The 13,645-nt window shown below is 67.0% G+C and carries 16 protein-coding genes; 4 read left to right on the top strand and 12 right to left on the bottom strand.

Features of this window, described 5'->3' with window-relative positions:
- Window positions 1-62: 62 nt before the first annotated feature.
- The 4 genes from ACZ45O_RS11370 to ACZ45O_RS11385 all read left to right on the top strand — a co-directional run bounded on the left by ACZ45O_RS11370 (window position 63) and on the right by ACZ45O_RS11385 (window position 5,036).
- Window positions 63-755 (top strand): response regulator transcription factor, encoded by a 693-nt coding sequence (locus ACZ45O_RS11370; protein ID WP_464853057.1) that lies wholly within the window; start codon window positions 63-65, stop codon window positions 753-755.
- A complete protein-coding gene (locus tag ACZ45O_RS11375; protein WP_464853059.1) occupies window positions 752-2,545 on the top strand; it encodes an ATP-binding protein in 1,794 nt (597 codons plus the stop codon). The genes ACZ45O_RS11370 and ACZ45O_RS11375 overlap by 4 nt, the downstream gene beginning before the upstream one ends.
- 359 nt (window positions 2,546-2,904) lie before the next feature.
- Window positions 2,905-4,281 carry a tyrosine phenol-lyase gene (locus tag ACZ45O_RS11380; protein WP_464853061.1) on the top strand — a complete coding sequence of 459 codons (1,377 nt, stop codon included), beginning with the start codon at window positions 2,905-2,907 and terminating at the stop codon, window positions 4,279-4,281.
- A 146-nt stretch (window positions 4,282-4,427) separates the two neighbouring features.
- Window positions 4,428-5,036 carry a hypothetical protein gene (locus tag ACZ45O_RS11385; protein WP_464853063.1) on the top strand — a complete coding sequence of 203 codons (609 nt, stop codon included), beginning with the start codon at window positions 4,428-4,430 and terminating at the stop codon, window positions 5,034-5,036.
- 57 nt (window positions 5,037-5,093) lie between these two features.
- Here the strand turns inward: ACZ45O_RS11385 and ACZ45O_RS11390 are convergent, their stop codons facing one another.
- The 12 genes from ACZ45O_RS11390 to ACZ45O_RS11445 form a co-directional block, all read right to left on the bottom strand.
- Window positions 5,094-5,399: a YerC/YecD family TrpR-related protein gene (locus ACZ45O_RS11390; protein WP_464853065.1), complete on the bottom strand. Its 306-nt coding sequence runs from the start codon at window positions 5,397-5,399 to the stop codon at window positions 5,094-5,096.
- Window positions 5,400-5,501: 102 nt separating this feature from the next.
- Entirely contained in the window at window positions 5,502-5,867 is a 366-nt protein-coding gene (locus ACZ45O_RS11395; RefSeq protein WP_464853067.1) for a cupredoxin domain-containing protein, read from the bottom strand.
- 21 nt (window positions 5,868-5,888) lie between these two features.
- Window positions 5,889-7,364 (bottom strand): 4Fe-4S binding protein, encoded by a 1,476-nt coding sequence (locus ACZ45O_RS11400; protein WP_464853069.1) that lies wholly within the window; start codon window positions 7,362-7,364, stop codon window positions 5,889-5,891.
- Window positions 7,361-7,846 carry a cupredoxin domain-containing protein gene (locus tag ACZ45O_RS11405; protein ID WP_464857729.1) on the bottom strand — a complete coding sequence of 162 codons (486 nt, stop codon included), beginning with the start codon at window positions 7,844-7,846 and terminating at the stop codon, window positions 7,361-7,363. The genes ACZ45O_RS11400 and ACZ45O_RS11405 overlap by 4 nt, the downstream gene beginning before the upstream one ends.
- 55 nt (window positions 7,847-7,901) lie before the next feature.
- Window positions 7,902-8,402 (bottom strand): copper chaperone PCu(A)C, encoded by a 501-nt coding sequence (locus ACZ45O_RS11410; protein ID WP_464853071.1) that lies wholly within the window; start codon window positions 8,400-8,402, stop codon window positions 7,902-7,904.
- Window positions 8,403-8,421: 19 nt separating this feature from the next.
- Entirely contained in the window at window positions 8,422-9,039 is a 618-nt protein-coding gene (locus ACZ45O_RS11415; protein WP_464853073.1) for an SCO family protein, read from the bottom strand.
- Window positions 9,040-9,085: 46 nt separating this feature from the next.
- The gene (locus ACZ45O_RS11420; protein WP_464853075.1) at window positions 9,086-9,544 is read right to left on the bottom strand and encodes a c-type cytochrome; all 459 of its coding nucleotides are present in this window, start codon (window positions 9,542-9,544) and stop codon (window positions 9,086-9,088) included.
- A 44-nt stretch (window positions 9,545-9,588) separates the two neighbouring features.
- A complete protein-coding gene (locus ACZ45O_RS11425) occupies window positions 9,589-10,074 on the bottom strand; it encodes a nitrous oxide reductase accessory protein NosL (protein WP_464853077.1) in 486 nt (161 codons plus the stop codon).
- The gene (locus ACZ45O_RS11430; RefSeq protein WP_464853079.1) at window positions 10,071-10,925 is read right to left on the bottom strand and encodes an ABC transporter permease; all 855 of its coding nucleotides are present in this window, start codon (window positions 10,923-10,925) and stop codon (window positions 10,071-10,073) included. The genes ACZ45O_RS11425 and ACZ45O_RS11430 overlap by 4 nt, the downstream gene beginning before the upstream one ends.
- A 1-nt stretch (window position 10,926) precedes the next feature.
- Window positions 10,927-11,619: an ABC transporter ATP-binding protein gene (locus ACZ45O_RS11435; protein WP_464853080.1), complete on the bottom strand. Its 693-nt coding sequence runs from the start codon at window positions 11,617-11,619 to the stop codon at window positions 10,927-10,929.
- Window positions 11,616-13,052: a nitrous oxide reductase family maturation protein NosD gene (nosD, locus tag ACZ45O_RS11440; RefSeq protein ID WP_464853082.1), complete on the bottom strand. Its 1,437-nt coding sequence runs from the start codon at window positions 13,050-13,052 to the stop codon at window positions 11,616-11,618. The genes ACZ45O_RS11435 and nosD overlap by 4 nt, the downstream gene beginning before the upstream one ends.
- Window positions 13,049-13,591, bottom strand: a complete 543-nt coding sequence (locus ACZ45O_RS11445; RefSeq protein WP_464853083.1) for a hypothetical protein — start codon at window positions 13,589-13,591, stop codon at window positions 13,049-13,051. The genes nosD and ACZ45O_RS11445 overlap by 4 nt, the downstream gene beginning before the upstream one ends.
- Window positions 13,592-13,645: the final 54 nt, after the last annotated feature.

The raw sequence follows: 13,645 nt of genomic DNA on the forward strand, positions 1-13,645 counted from the left end.
CATCGTTACAATGTACGTGAGTTCACTTGTGGCAACGGCACTTGATCGGAGGGGGGGCGTGCATGTCCGTCCGTATCCTGGTCGCAGACGATGAGGACCACATCCGCCAGCTGATCCGCATGTATCTGACCCGTGAGGGCTGGACGGTCGACGAGGCCGCGGACGGGCGGGCGGCCCTGGACCTCCTCGACCGTGAGAAGTACGATGCCATCATTCTCGACCTGATGCTGCCCGAGGTGGACGGGTGGACGGTGTGCCAGGAGGTCCGACGCCGGGGAAACACCCCCGTCATCATGCTGTCCGCCCGCAATGAGGAGTACGACCGCATTCTGGGCTTTCAGCTCGGCGCGGATGATTACGTGGGCAAGCCCTTCAGCCCGCGCGAGCTGGTGCTGCGCATCAAGTCGGTGCTGCGGCGCACCAACGCCGCCGCCGCGCAGCCGCAACAGACCGTCTCCGTCGGAAACCTGGTCCTGGACGAGGCCGCCTGCCGCATTGCGGTGGGAGACCGGGACCTGAACCTCACGCCCAAGGAATACCAGTTGCTGGCGCTGATGATGCGGCGGCCGGGGCAGGTCTTCACCCGCGAGGCGCTGCTGGAGCAGGTCTGGGGGTACGAATTCACAGGCGGGCGGCGCACGGTTGACAGCCACGTGCAGCACCTGCGTGAGAAGATGAGTGCCGCCGGCGCCGACGTCCAGATTGAAACGGTCTGGGGCTTCGGCTACAAGCTGCTGCCGCCGCAGTCGCCATGAAGGGCAGCGTCGTCCTCCGGCTCTGGCTGTCGATCTCCCTGCTCTCGGTAGCCGGCCTGCTCGTGATGGGCGTGGTCGTGCCGCGCCAGATGGAGAGCATCTACGACTCGCACCTCTCCGCCCTGCTGCTGGAGCAGGCGAGGGGGCTCGTCGTACAGTACAGCCCCGATCCCCATAATCCCGGCACCCGCCCCTGGAAATCGCAGGAGCGGGTGATTGGCGCGCAAATCGACACGCTGACGGCCGGCGAGCTGGCGACCATGGCCGACACCGACCTCTGCCCGGCGCCGGTCTACCTGCCCCCGCACGCGGCCAACCGGGTGCTGGCCGGGGAGGCCGTCTATTTCCGCGCCACCCACGCGCAGCGTTTCCCGGAAGAGCAGGGCGACCGCATCGCCGCCCTGGCCCCGGAGTACTTCATCGTCGCCGTGCCCCTGTACAGCCACAACGTGGTGAACGGCGCCCTGGTGCTGACGCAGCCGGTCACGGCAGTGCTGGAGACCATCAGCCAGTTCCGCAGGCTGCTGGGCGTCACCGCGCTGGTCATGCTGGGCGGCGTGAGCCTCATCGCGCTTTACCTGTCGGGGCGGCTGGCCCTGCCGCTCCGCAAGATGGAGGGCATGGCGAGAGCGATGGCAGCCGGCAACTTCCAGCAGCGGGTGGCCGTGATCGGCAACGATGAGGTCGCGCGGCTCGGGCGCTCCATCAACCGGCTGGCGGACGAGCTGGACTCCACCATCGCACAGCTCAGGGAGCGGAACGCCCGGCTTTCGGGAATCCTCTGCAGCATGAGCGACGCCGTGATGCTGGCGGAGGCGGGCGGTCACTTCGCACTACTGAACCGGCCTGCCGCGGTGCTGCTGGAGGAGGCAGGCCTGAAGCCCGCCGGCGAGGACGAGCCGCTGGACTGGGGCGTACTGGAGTCCCTGGGCGTTGCAGACCAGGTGCGGCAGGTGCTGCACGAGGGAACCAGCCGCGCCGAGAGGGTGAGCCTGGGGGAGAAGATCTACACGGTGTATTTCTCACCGGTTCCCGGCGTGCACGGCGAGGACCAGGTCGACGGCGTGGTGATGGTGTGGCAGGACATCACCCAGGGGGAGCGGCTGGAGGAGATGCGGCGCGCCTTCGTCGCCAACGTCTCCCACGAGCTGCGCACGCCCATCGGCCTGGTGCGGGGCTACGCAGAGGCGCTTCTGGACGGGCTGGCCGAGTCGCCCGAGGAGCGGGAAGAGGCCCTGCGGATCATGCAGCACGAGCTGGACCGCATGGCGGCCCTGGTGCAGGACCTGCTGCAGCTTGCCCGCATGGACGCCGGCCAGCTGCCCGTGGACCTGACGCCGGTGAACCTGCGCCACCAGATCTCGCACGTGCTGAAGCGGGTGAGCCGCATGGCCCGGGAGGCGGGGGTCGACATCGAGACGGCCATGCCTCACGGGCTGCCCATCGTGATGGCGGATGCCGACCGGCTGGAGCAGGTGCTCCTGAACCTGCTGGACAACGCCCTGCAGTACAGCCCTGAGGGCGGCAGGGTGACCATCGGCGCCCACCGCCAGGGCGGCTGGGTGACCGTGTTCGTCGAGGACCAGGGGCCCGGCATTCCCGTGAAGGAGCGCAGCCTGGTGTGGGAGCGGTTCTACCGGCGCGATCCGGCGCACTCCCGCAAGAAGGGCGGCACGGGCCTTGGCCTTGCCATCGTGCGGGGCATCGTCGCCGCGCACGGCGGCGAAACCTGGGTGGAAGACGGCACAAACGGGGGCAGCCGCTTCTGCTTCACGCTGCCCGTCGCGTGAGCCGCACCCGAAAAAGGGCAAAAAAAGACCTACCCGTTCCACATGGAGGTGCGGCAACATGTGGAACGAGTAGTGAACCCGTTTCTGACGAGACATGGCCTGAGAGTGGAGTGGAGGCCCTGCCGAGTCAGGTCATATGTGGTTCTGGCTGCATGATACACCACGGCCTACGAGAAACGATCGCAAATGTGTTAAGGTTTCACGGAAAAAGTGTGGAGAATTTGTGGAGGAGGCAAATCCTTTCCCTCTGTTTAGCGTTGCTGTTTTATTTAATTAAAGTTGCTTGTTCTGCCCGTTCGCTGACTCCTATACTGGTCTTGGAGCAGAGTACGCACCGAGCCGGACAGGAGGTATGATCCATGCAGCGACCGGTGGCGGAACCGTATAAGATCAAGGCGGTGGAGCCCCTCCGCATGACGACCCGCGAGGAGCGTGAGCGGGCCATCCGGGAGGCCGGGTACAACACCTTCCTTCTGAGGAGCGAGGACGTCTACATCGACCTGCTGACGGACTCGGGGACCAACGCGATGTCTGACCGGCAGTGGAGCGCCCTGATGATGGGCGACGAGGCCTACGCCGGCGCCCGCTCCTTCTACCGCCTGGAGGAAGCGGTGCGGGAGATCTACGGGTTCAAGTACGTAGTGCCCACACACCAGGGGCGCGGCGCCGAGCACCTGATCTCCCGCATCCTCATCAAGCCCGGCCACTACGTGCCCGGCAACATGTACTTCACCACCACGCGGGCCCACCAGGAGATGCAGGGGGCCACGTTCGTCGACGTGATCATCGACGAGGCCCACGACCCCCACTCCACCCACCCCTTCAAGGGGAACGTGGATATTGCCAAGTTCGAGGCGCTCATCGACCGGGTCGGGGCCGAGAACATTCCCTACATCAATGTAGCCCTCACGGTGAACATGGCCGGCGGGCAGCCCGTCTCCATGGCCAACCTGCGGGCGGTGCGGGAGGTCTGCGACCGGCACGGCATCCGCATGTGGTGCGACGCGACCCGTGCCGTGGAGAACGCCTACTTCATCAAGGAGCGGGAGGAGGGCTACCAGCACAAGCCGGTTCGGGAGATCCTGAAGGAGATGATGTCCTACTACGACGGCTGCACAATGTCGGGGAAGAAGGACTGCCTGGTCAACATCGGCGGGTTCCTGGCCATGAACGAGGAGTGGATCCTGCAGAAGGCCCGTGAGCAGGTGGTCATCTTCGAAGGCATGCCGACCTACGGCGGCCTGGCCGGCCGCGACATGGAGGCCATCGCGCAGGGCATCTACGAGATGGTGGACGACGCCTACATCGCCCACCGCATCCACCAGGTGCGCTACCTGGGCGAGCAGCTCCTGGCGGCGGGCATCCCCATCGTGCAGCCCATCGGCGGCCACGCGGTCTTCCTGGACGCGAAGGCCTTCCTGCCCCACCTCACGCAGGACCAGTTCCCGGCCCAGGCCCTGGCGGCCGCGCTCTACGTGGACTCCGGGGTGCGGGCCATGGAGCGGGGCATCGTCAGCGCCGGGCGGGACCCCAAGACCGGGGAGAACATCTACCCGAAGCTGGAGCTGGTGCGCCTCACGATCCCGCGGCGGGTCTACACCGACCGGCACATGGACGTGGTCGCCTGGTCGGTGAAGCAGCTGTGGCAGCACCGGGAGTCGATTCCGGGGCTGCGCATGGTCTACGAGCCTCCCACCCTGCGCTTCTTCACCGCGCGGTTCGAGCCGATCCGGTGACCGCGGGCAGGCGCCGGCAGCGCCCCGGGAACAAGCCAACAGATGAGGCCCGGCAGCACACCTGCTGGGCCTGATCGCGTAACCAAATGGGCCGCTCATACATACGCTGGACCTGAACTCGTGTGCGCGAAAGGAGAGGAAAGAACATGCAACAGCCCGGCATGGCCACCTACGGCCCGCAGGCGCCGGTTCAGGCCCAGCCGCAGGCAGCGATGGCAGCGCCTGTCCCCTTCTCGGCCGGCCCGTTCGGCGGCGCGCCGTCCCACCCCCAGGCCGGTCTGCCGGCGCAGGCCCAGCAGCCGCCCAATCCGGCCCAGTTGCTCACCCAGCAGCTGGTGCAGACGGCCCGTTCGCTGGAGCAGCTGTTCCCCGGCTACCAGGCCCTGCTCTCGCTCCTCATGGAGGCCAGCAGCACCGCCCCCTCGCCGGCCCTGCAAGAGGCCATCCGCAACGTGGAAGAGGGGCTCTACTACCACGGTGCCACGCTGGGAGCGATCCGGCGGATCCTCTGCGGCGAGGCCACCCCAAGCGTACTTATGAATCTGGCCGCCGGCTTCCACGGGCTCAGCCGCACGCAGCCCCGGGTGCGGGCGGCGGCGGAGCAGGTGCTCGCCCTGATGCCCTCCGCCCGGCAGAGCCTGACCGGCAGCCTGGTTCAGTCCATCGCCGCGGCGGACGGCGTGCTCGGACCGGTGGGCAACTCCATCCAGACCCTCGTGGGACCCCAGGCGTGGGAAGCGGCCAGGGCCACCTGAGGCGAGCCATGGCAAAACGGCACAGGGGGAACGCCCCTGTGCCGTTTTCGCCGCTTCTCACCGCTTGTGCTCGTTCTTGGTCCGCTCCAGCACGATGCGGTATCCGTCAGCCCCGTAGTTGAGGCACTTCTTCACACGACTGATGGTGGCCGTGCTGGCGCCCGTTGCCGCAACGATGTCCTCATAGGTCATGCCCGCATCCAGCATCTTGGCCACCTCGAGCCGTTGTGCCAGAGCCTTGATTTCCCCGATGGTTGCGATGTCTTCAAAGAAGCGGTAGAACTCCTCCACGGTTTTCAGGGTGAGCATCGCCTCAAACAGCTTGTCAGTCAGTTCATCGCGCAGCTTTTCGTTGACCGGCATGCACGGGTTCCCTCCCAGCACAGCGCATCTAGAATAAGCTATTCGCTTTCGCAGGCGAAAACCCCTTTTGTCCGGCGATGGGCTGCCGCGATAAACCCGAGGCTACTCCTCCACGACGATCTGGCCGACCATCGCGGCGTGGCCCAGCCCGCAGAACATGCTGCAGCGGAAGCGGTACACCCCGGCGTCCTGCGCCCAGATGATCACTTCCTCCGGCTTGCCCGGCCGCACCTCCACGTTGGCGATGCCGTCCACCTGGAACCCGTGGACCACGTCCTTGGCGATCAGCTGCAGCCGCAGCTGCTCGCCCTTCTTCACACGAATCTCCGCGGGACGGTACTCCCACTGCATCATCTCGAGCGTGACGACGCGCGTCTCGCGATGATTCTGGTACGCCAGGGCGGCTGCCGGGAGCCCGATCAGGCAGGCCGCCACGAGAATTCCTGCTACGATCTCCTGCCAGCGCATGCGCCATTCCCCCCTGTCGGTCTAGCCAACCAGCAGCCAGGTAAACAGTCCGGTCACGCCAGCGAGGAAGATCACTGGCGGGATGGTGGCCAGCGAGGCCTTCCGGTCGTCGCCCAGCGTCTGCCTGGCGATCTTCCAGGCCACGTCGATGCTGAAGGCGAGTCCGAACAGCAGCGCCGCCACCTGCAGGATCGGCATCACCCGCATGCCGACCGGGTTCCACTCCACGCCCGCGGTGCCGAACAGGTCCCAGCCCCAGCCGAAGGGGTCGGAGATGACCCTGGGGATGTAGGCCCAGTTGGGGAGGATGATCGCGAAGCTGAAGGCGATCCAGGCGAGCATCCCGATCGGCACCAGGCTGTAGGACAGGTTGGTGAAGAGCCTGACGAACGGAACGTCGGCGCCGCTGAGCTTACGGCCCAGCCAGACGAAGGCGCCCCACACCGCCGGAACCACGACCATGACCGTGAGCGCCAGGCTGGAGGCGTAGACCAGGTAGCCGCCCACGCTGGTCATGTTGGCCCAGTCCTTCAGGGTGCCCCAGGGGCCCATCATCACGGCCGCGTAGATGGCGGCCGCCCCGAGCATGATGAACGCCTTCCAGGCCTCGTCGAGCCCGCGGTTCTTGTTCACCAGCAGGTCGGTGCCCGGGGGGCGCAGCCGGACGGACATGTTGTCCTTGGAGCACGTGCGGAAGCACTCGAAGCAGAACCCGCAGTAGGTGTTGCGGGCCATGGTGGTCGGCGCCTCCATCCACGGACAGGCGTACGCCTCGTTGGTGCCCACCACGCACTCCTTGTGCTTGTGGTCCCGGCAGACCGAGTAGACGTTGTGGCGGATCTCCATGGTGGCCATGTTGCTGTACAGCCCCAGGAACCCGCCCACCGGGCACAGGTACCGGCAGAAGGTGCGCCGCTCGAAGATCAGCGAGATCACGATCGCCCCGAGGACCATGCCCAGCAGGAGCCACGCGGTCACCGTCGTCCGGGTGGTCAGGATGCCGGAGAACAGGGCCATGCCCAGGAAGATCAGGTTGACGGGCCACATGTTGCGAAGGGCGGCCGGCCACCGCTTGCCCAGGGTGAGCCCCTTGCCCTGCCGCTTCTTCACGAAGGCGCGCCGCTGCAGCCATTCGCCCGCGCTGGGCAGCGGGCAGAGCGCACACCAGATGCGGGAGAAGAACGGCACCATGATCAGCATCAGGGCCGACCACCAGAAAATCCAGACCAGTACGACCAGCAGGTTGGCGTTGCCCACCGGCGTGCCGATGAAGCCGGCCACCAGGGCCACGGCGAACACCGACGCCGTGATCAGCTGAAGCAGGAAGGAGGTCCAGCGGCTGCGGAGCACGCGCCGCAGACCCGGGAACCGCTCAGTCAGGTCGTAACGCCAGTCCACGGGAATGAACCCCAGGAACTTGGATCCCTCCGGAATGCCGGTCATGCCGCGCACTGCACGCTCCGCGCGGTCCTGCCGGGGCTTCTGCACTGCACTCATGACTTCACCACCTTCAGAAGGAATCCGCCGATGGTACCGGCAGCCAGCAGCGCCACGCCGATCAGCGAGGACCGGGCGTACCAGTTGGGGCTCACCCGCAGCCAGCCGATCATGTACGGGTGGAAGGGGCCGCAGACCTCGGAGCAGCGGAACATCCAGCGGCCCGGCTTGTCCGCGACAAACTCGATGGTAACAGGCTGGCCCGCCACCAGGGCCTCGTCAATGCCGTAGCCGTCCAGATAAAAGCCGTGAACCACATCAAGAGACATCAGGTTGAGCCGCACCAGGTCCCCCTGGTTCACCTCAATCACACCCGGCTCCCATGCCCACTGCCGGGCCGCAACGTTGACCTCGACAACGTTGGGCTCCCGGCCGGACGCCGAGGCGACTCCGGTGAGGGCCAGTGCGGCGTACACACCCAGGGCCAGGAGCGCTCCGACCGCCAATAGGGCGGTGCCATAGCGCCGCTTGTTCTGTCTCATCTCCACTCTCTTCCTTTCTCCTGCGGGGCTGATCCGCACCTCAGGCGGCGCCGATTCAGCCCGCCCGCACCTCTACCTCGATGGGGATCTCTCCAGCCTTCTCCAGTATCAGCACAGCCTGGAAGCGATCTCCGGGAACCAGATGCCGGGTGACGCCCAGCAGCATCACGTGGAGGCCGCCCCGCTTCAGCTCAACCGTTTCGCCGGCGGGCAGGTCGATGCGGTCGATCGGCAGCATCCGCGCCACCTCGCCCTCCACGACGGTCTCGTGCAGCTTGCAGCTCATGGCCACATCCGTCTGCACGCCCACCAGGGCATCCGGCTCCGCACCTGTGTTCTCCAGCCGGAAGTAGATGACGCTGTTGGTGCCGCTGGCCAGGCGCTGGCCCTCCCGCAGGGCCGTATGCTGCGCCCAGGCCCCCTCCACCCGGATCGGCAGGTTCCCGGCGGGCTCCTGTGCCGTGCCCGGTTCCTCCGGGGCCGATCCGCACCCGGCGGCCAGCAGGCTGCACAGAAGCGCCCCGATCACAGCCAGGGCGAGAGTTCGTCTGGGCACGACGACACTCCCCTCGCGTTTATCTGCTTTCATGCAGCAACACCCGCACGTCGTTGGCCACGACCTCCGGGGCTGTGCCCGTCGCGAACTTCACCCGGATGAACCCCTGCGAATCAATCAGGAACGAGGTCGCCGTGTGGCCGATCAGGTACCCCTCCTCGCTCCCGGGCACCGGGGTCTTCTCGATGTAGATGCGGTAGGCGTCTGCCACCGCCGCGATCTCTTCCGGGGTGCCGGTCAGGCCGATGATCCCGGGGTCGTACAGGGCCAGGTAGTCCTTCAGCCGTTCGGGTGTATCGCGTTCCGGATCAACTGATACGTACACAAACCGAACCCGGTCCCGGTACCGCCTGAGGCCGCTCATCGCCTCGCGCCAGGTCACCATGGTCGCGGGGCAGACGTCGGGACAGTAGGTGTAGCCGAAGAAGAGCACGGTGGCCTCCGCATCGCTCGCACGAAACGTATACGGCTGGCCGTCCTGATCCGTCAGGGTAAAGTCGGGCGCGTAGCGCAGGGTGGTCATCACCTGACCCCGGAACTCCAGGGGCTGCTGGTTCAGCATCATCAGGCCCACGACACCCACGCCTGCGGTGAGCAGAATGGCGAGAGCGATCAGTACGATCATGCGTGTCTTCACAGCGGCTCCCCCTCGTCATGGGTTCGGTTTGCGACTGCTGCCTCGATCACTGCTCCTCCTGAAGCGACCGCAGGTAGAGGACGATCGCCATCAGGTCGTCATCGTTCAGGGACGGGTTGCCGCCCCTGGGGGGCATGTCCACCTTGGTGGTGTTCAGCGGATCCGCCGCCGTCCGGCCCACCTTCAGGAACTGCACCAGTGACTCGTCATCCTGCTCCAGGAACCACTCTGACGGTGTCACCAGATCCTTGCCCAGACCCGGGAGACCGTGACCGTCCATGCCGTGGCAGGCAGCGCAGACCTCCTCGTACGCCCGCTGCCCCCTGGCGATGCTGACGTCGCCCTCGGATGCCCCGGGTTCAGGCACGGCCGATGCGGAGATGCCGCCCCCGGCCAGGATGATCACCTGCGGTTCCTTCACTGCGCCGCAGGCGACCAGCAGCGCCGCCAGAACGGCCCCGGCCAGGGCGTAACGCCACCTGTGAAACGGAAATCCAGGCCGCATAGCTAGAGCCTCCTCAACGTTGCTCTCTCACCTGCGCGAGGCGGTCAGGGATCGGGATACGGCTGGAGGGTCGGCTCCAGGTCCAGCTCCTTCACCTGATCCCACCGCAGCACCTCACCGGGGCCCGCCCGGGACCTCGCCTCCTCCTCGCCGGCGAAGGCGACGAGGTCAAAGTGGATGCCGCCAAGCCCTCCGCCGTAGACGAACCAGGCCTCGTCCGCGCGAATCCACTCCCTGGTCTCGCGGTCGTGCACCCAGGCCACCGGTTCGATGCCGTACCTGCGCAGGTAACGCACCATGTCGCCGATGTCGTCAAACAGCACGGGTTCACCTGTATCCGGATCCATGTAGCCCGCGGCGAAGCGGACTTCCACAATCGCCATGCCGCACTCCGGGCAGACGTCGAGCCGCGGGCGCAGCTCAGGCGGTCCCTCGGGGTCCGCCCTCTCCCCCCCGCACCCGGCCAGGAGCGTCAGCAGGGCTGCGGCGAGCAGGCCGACGACCGCCCGCCAGGGCCACCGACGACTCATGCCATGTCCCCCCTTCGGAAGATCCAGAAGGCCAGAACCAGGGGAACGATCACCCAGGCGACCAGCAGGGCGACGAGCAGCGGCACCAGGGCGCTGCCCAGCACGGCCATCACGTACAGCCCTGCCGGCCCCAGCACCTCAAGCCTGGGAGACAGCACGGCAATGGTCGCGAGACGGTACACCTGTAAAGGGTTGATCAGGGACCAGAACAGCAGGCTCTCCACCCGCATGCGGGTCACCAGCATGGAGCCCATCACGCCCAGGTCGCCCAGAAACACCAGGACGAACCACACGAACAGGGAGACTCCCTGGGCCTGCGCGACCCGGCTGGCGGCGCTGGAGATGAGGACGCCGAAGCCGAGTCCCACCAGGGCCAGCAGGATGGTCAGGCCGGAGAAGCCGGCAAAGTCCGCTGCGTTCATCGGCGCGCCCCGGGTGCCGAGCAACACGCCCACCACGCCGAAGCTGAGGAGCAGGCTGGTCGCCATGGCGGCCGCAAGCCCGGCCACCTTGCCGAGGAAGAGCTCCCCGGCCGAGATGGGCTGCGACATCATGTAGCCCAGCGTCTTCCGCTCCCGCTCGCCCGCCAGGGTCAGGGCCCCGGCAATCAGCCCCATGAGGGGCACTACCAGCAGCATCAGGTTGACCAGTCCGGCAGAGGCCCGGCTGAACCCCTGCAGGCCCGCGTAGCCCGAGTACACCGTGTTGATGTAGGTCAGGCCCCCGGCCAGCACCATGAGGGCCAGGGAGTAGAGGGCGAACCAGCGGGTGCGGAGGGCGTCCCGCAGTTCCCGCACGGCCAGCGCACCGATCACCACCAGGCGGGACTGGCTCTTCACCACTGCCTGCACGTCACTCCGCCTCCCTCATCTGCGATCGTTCCAGCCCGGCCCGCTGTCGGCGTACGAACTCCTGTACGCCCAGGCGGGCGGCGACGCGCCCCTGGTCGAGGATGACCACCTCATCGGCCAGGGCCGCGACCTCCTCGGGCCGGTGAGAGGCGAACAGCAGGGTCTTGCCCGACGACCGGCAGCGGTTGAGCAGATCCACCAGTTCGGCGCGCGCCTGCTCGTCCAGGTTGGCGGTGGGTTCGTCGAGGAGCAGAACCGGCGGGTCGGCCAGGAGTGCCAGAGCCAGCGACAGGCGCTGGCGCATGCCGCCGGAGAGGGCCCCTACCTGCTTGCCTGTCTCCCCCTCCAGCCCCACGCTTTCCAGGGCCGTAAGGGCCTGGTCCCTGCCCACCCCCTTCAAGGTGGCGAAAAACCTGAGAGTCGCTCCCACCGTCATGTCGTAGTAGGCGAGATCCTGCGGCACGTACCCCATGCGGCTGCGGACTGCCCGGGGGTTGCGCCTCACATCCACGCCGTCTACCTGAATGCGGCCCGTGTAGCGCACGAGCCCCAGGATGCACTTCAGCGTCGTGCTCTTGCCGGCGCCGTTGTGCCCCCAGAGGGCCACGGAGCGGCCTGCGGGAATGTGCAGCGTGACGTCGTCGAGTGCGATCATGCGTCCGTAGCGCTTACCGACAGATTCCAGGTTGATCACGTCGTATCCCCTCCCCGCCTGAGCTTGGGGCCCAGCGAGGCCTGCGGAAGCAGGAGCCGTCCGGCCAGCAGCAGGGCGCCGGCCAGGTAGCCCAATCCCACGCCCACCAACCCCCGGGGCTGATCGCCGGCGTCGGGAACGGGTGCGTGCAGCTGCGGCGCCATTCGCGGCGCCTCATCCTCCACCAGCGGCTGCGGCGCCACCGCCGGAAACGCCCGGGCGGCGAAGTCCACGGCCGAGGCCGCCGGCGTGAAACGGAACCAGCGCAGCTTCGGCTCCCGATCCATCAGCCGTTCGAACAGCCCTTCCTCCCGGTGCGGCCAGTCGCCGACGCCGTCGGCATCGGCATCGAAGCCGCTGTAGTTGCTCCAGTAGTTGCCGTTGCCGTCCGGGGTCCAGTCGTTCTGGCCGAGGCGGCCGCCCCCGGTCAGGCTGACCTGCGTGAAGTTGTCGATCAGGTCGTTTTCACCGATGAAGTTGCCGTTGGTCACGGGTGTGAAGAGCATGCCGGTCTCGTTGTTCAGGATCACGTTGCGGCGGATGTAGTTGGGCACCTCGCGGTACATGGGGGAGTTGTCGAAGTAGATGCCCACGCGGTTGCGGGCGATCCAGTTCTCCTCCAGCACCACGTCGTTCATCTCCTTGAGGCCGATGCCGTAGCCGGAGGGGCCCCCGTTGTCAACGGAGATGTTGTGGCGTGCAATCGCTCCGGTGCCGAACATCAGGTAGATCCCCACGGAGTTCTCGTAGGTGTAGTTGCTCTCCACGACCACGTCCCAGGTGCGCATCACGTGGAGGCCGATGAGGCCGTGGTGCACCACGTTGTTGCGGATGACCGCTTCCTTCGTGAAGTCGATCAGGCAGTCCCGAAAGTAGCCGACTTCGTTGTTCAGCACCTGGGCGCCGTCGCTGTACCAGACCCGGATGCCGTCGCCGACCTCCCCTTCCGGAAGGTCGCGCTTGGCCTCGATCCGGTTGCCGGTGATGACAACGTCCCGCGCATGCTTGGCCACGATGCCGAACAGCACGTCCGAGACGTCGTTGTGGGCCACCGTAATGCCTTCGCCCTCTACCCAGATGCCGGCATCCTCGGTGTTCATGCTCCGGCCGCTGTTCGTCACCTTGAAGCCGGCGATGCTGGCGCCCGGCGCGAGGATGCGCACCACCGTGCCGGACCCGTTGCCCGTGATCTCGGGCCAGCCGCGGCCGACCAGGTTGACGGATTTCTCCACCACCACGGGGCCCTGGTAGAGGCCCCCGTCGACAAAGATGGTGTCTCCGTCCCGGGCGGCCGCGAGGGCAGCCTCCAGCGAGGGGTACTCCCCTTCCGGCCCGACGGTGAGCGTGCGGCTGGCCGCTGCCGCCCACGTCTGCCCCCCTGCCAGCACGAGGGCCGCCGTCACCAGGGCCATCGCCCACCGCAAGAGCTTCATGCGGCCTTTCCCTTCCGGCGCAGCGGAATCAGGGTGAGGAGGGTCAGCACCGCCGCGGCCAGAGCCAGCCAGAAGCCCGCCTGCAGCCACCCGTAGGTGTGGAACTGCGCGACCTTGCCCCAGCCGAGCGCGGTGGGCGTGAACGCGCTGATGGTGCTGCTCAGGGCGGCTGAGGGGTCCAGGTTATTTCCGGCGTACCAGAGCCAGAACTTCAGGTCGGCCAGGAAGAACACCGGGAAGATCACGGCGGGCAGGCGCAGGACCCACCTCAGCCAGTTCCGCGGCCAGATGGAGATGACCAGCGCCGCCGCCATCGCGATCACCATGGGAATCGAGATGGAACGCTCAAACTGCGCCGCCTCGTTGAGGGGCATCATGCCGATGTAGTGGTTCAGTTCGTCGATCTCGGGTACGTCCTCGCCGACGATGGCCGTCAGCGTCGCCGTGGCGGTGAGACCCTGGGGGTACTGCGGCGCCCACATGGTGATGCTCCACCAGGGCAGCCGCATCGACGCGATCAGGAGTGCGGCCGAGGCCACGAGCAGAACGACGATCAGAGGCGAAACCCGACGCGTAGTAGCCTGCTGGACCGT

This window comes from Symbiobacterium turbinis, assembly GCF_055383075.1.

Coding starts and splice junctions, on each gene's coding strand:
- ACZ45O_RS11405 (WP_464857729.1), bottom strand. CDS start 7,846: ATGAGACAGAACAAGCGGCGCTATGGCACCGCCCTATTGGCGGTCGGA.
- ACZ45O_RS11395 (WP_464853067.1), bottom strand. CDS start 5,867: ATGCGCTGGCAGGAGATCGTAGCAGGAATTCTCGTGGCGGCCTGCCTG.
- ACZ45O_RS11425 (WP_464853077.1), bottom strand. CDS start 10,074: ATGAGTCGTCGGTGGCCCTGGCGGGCGGTCGTCGGCCTGCTCGCCGCA.
- ACZ45O_RS11370 (WP_464853057.1), top strand. CDS start 63: ATGTCCGTCCGTATCCTGGTCGCAGACGATGAGGACCACATCCGCCAG.
- ACZ45O_RS11380 (WP_464853061.1), top strand. CDS start 2,905: ATGCAGCGACCGGTGGCGGAACCGTATAAGATCAAGGCGGTGGAGCCC.
- ACZ45O_RS11390 (WP_464853065.1), bottom strand. CDS start 5,399: ATGCCGGTCAACGAAAAGCTGCGCGATGAACTGACTGACAAGCTGTTT.
- ACZ45O_RS11375 (WP_464853059.1), top strand. CDS start 752: ATGAAGGGCAGCGTCGTCCTCCGGCTCTGGCTGTCGATCTCCCTGCTC.
- nosD (WP_464853082.1), bottom strand. CDS start 13,052: ATGAAGCTCTTGCGGTGGGCGATGGCCCTGGTGACGGCGGCCCTCGTG.
- ACZ45O_RS11385 (WP_464853063.1), top strand. CDS start 4,428: ATGCAACAGCCCGGCATGGCCACCTACGGCCCGCAGGCGCCGGTTCAG.
- ACZ45O_RS11420 (WP_464853075.1), bottom strand. CDS start 9,544: ATGCGGCCTGGATTTCCGTTTCACAGGTGGCGTTACGCCCTGGCCGGG.
- ACZ45O_RS11400 (WP_464853069.1), bottom strand. CDS start 7,364: ATGAGTGCAGTGCAGAAGCCCCGGCAGGACCGCGCGGAGCGTGCAGTG.